Consider the following 1,345-nt stretch of genomic DNA (forward strand, 5'->3'; position numbering starts at 1 on the left):
TTCCTACACAAACCATCCGAAAGACCTCGACGTGCACCACCTTACGTTCTCCACCCCTGACCTCACCACGTTCTGCCACCTCGACACACTCGGCCTGCACTGCACGGGCCAACACGTCACCGATTCAGAAACAGTTCTCCTGTGCACCCCAACCACTGACGATGAGTGGTGCCACCGATGCGGCGGACATGGCCGGCCCCGCGATACTGTGACCCGGAAATTGGCTCACGAACCCTTCGGGCACCGTCCCACCACCCTGCTCATCCGACTCCGTCGCTACAAGTGCGAACTCTGTGGGCGCGTGTGGCGCCATGACACCGACCAAGCAGCCCCAGCCAGGGCCAAGATCTCGCGCACCGGACTCGCATGGGCTTTGAAAGCACTCGTTGTCGATCACGCCACGATCTCCGTCATCGCGGCCAAGCTCGCTGTATCCTGGCACACCGCTAATGACGCGATCCTGGCCGAAGGACATCGGGCTCTCATCGACGATCCTTCCCGGTTCGATAACGTGAGCGTCATCGGCGTCGACGAACATGTCTGGCGGCACACCAGACGGGGTGACAAGTACGTGACCGTGATCATCGATCTCACCCCGATCCGCGATCAGACAGGACCAGCGAGATTGCTGGACATGGTTGAGGGACGATCGAAGGCCGTGTTCAAATCGTGGCTGGCCCGGCAGTCGAAGGCCTTCCGCGATGGAATCGAGGTCGTGGCGATGGATGGGTTCACCGGGTTCAAGACCGCTGCTGTCGAAGAGCTGCCGGCCGCGGTGGAAGTGATGGATCCCTTCCATGTCGTCAAGCTCGCCGGGGACAGTCTGGACGAGGTCCGCAGGCGTGTTCAGCAGGAAACGACCGGGCACCGCGGGAAAAAGGGCGACCCGTTGTATCAGGCCCGGCGGACTCTGCACACCGGGTGTCAGTTACTCACCGAGCGGCAGCAGCAACGGATCGTCGCTCTCTTTGCTGATGAGAATCATGCTGATGTGGAGGTGACCTGGAGCGTGTTCCAAGACATCATCACCGCCTACCGCAACCCGGACCGAACCGCGGGGAAGAAGTCGCTGCAGTCGATCATCGACTCCATCTCGTCCGGGGTGCCTGCTGGTCTTGTTGAGCTGCGCCGGCTGGGGCGGACGTTGAAGAAGCGGGCTATGGATGAGTTGGCGTATTTCGATCGGCCGGGGACGTCGAACGGTCCGACGGAAGCATTGAACGGCAGGCTGGAACACCTACGTGGATCGGCGCTGGGGTTCCGGAACCTCACCCACTACATCGCCCGAAGCTTGCTCGAGACGGGAGGATTCAGACCCCGATTACACCCCTAACTGCGAAGAGCC

Annotated in this window: 1 protein-coding gene; it reads left to right on the top strand. The window is 61.4% G+C overall.

Annotated elements, in window-relative coordinates; all coding sequences use genetic code 11:
* The first annotated feature begins 31 nt into the window (after window positions 1-31).
* Window positions 32-1,333, top strand: coding sequence for an ISL3 family transposase (locus BAUR9175_RS19065; RefSeq protein WP_101584979.1), 1,302 nt, complete (start codon window positions 32-34; stop codon window positions 1,331-1,333).
* The last annotated feature ends 12 nt before the right edge of the window (window positions 1,334-1,345 follow it).

The organism is Brevibacterium aurantiacum (genome assembly GCF_900169065.1).
Classification (GTDB): Bacteria; Actinomycetota; Actinomycetes; order Actinomycetales; family Brevibacteriaceae; genus Brevibacterium; species Brevibacterium aurantiacum.